Source organism: Brevibacterium sp. SIMBA_078, from assembly GCF_046534565.1.
Lineage (GTDB): Bacteria > Actinomycetota > Actinomycetes > Actinomycetales > Brevibacteriaceae > Brevibacterium.
In genome coordinates, this window is sequence record NZ_JAWRYQ010000462.1 from 1 (window position 1) to 246 (window position 246).

At 32.5% G+C, this 246-nt stretch carries 1 protein-coding gene; it reads right to left on the minus strand.

Annotated elements, in window-relative coordinates; genetic code table 11:
- On the minus strand, positions 1–226 hold a 226-nt coding region (locus tag SB749_RS20420), incomplete at its 3' end, for a PAS domain S-box protein (protein WP_410711918.1).
- Positions 227–246 lie beyond the last annotated feature (20 nt).

Consider the following 246-nt stretch of genomic DNA (forward strand, 5'->3'; position numbering starts at 1 on the left):
CATGAACGCCGGATTGTAAAATGGTAGGATTTTTCCCAACCACTTCTTCAAATTTATATCCGGTTACAATTTCAAACGCTGGATTCACTACAATTATATTTTTATCAGCATCCGTTAGCATAATACCTTCATAAACATTCTCAAAAATTTTAGTGAAAATCTGAAAAGAATTAACAAAACTTCCGCTTTCACTTGGTTTTTTTAATATCCTTAATGCTTTTCCCATATTCTTCCCCTATTCTCGCT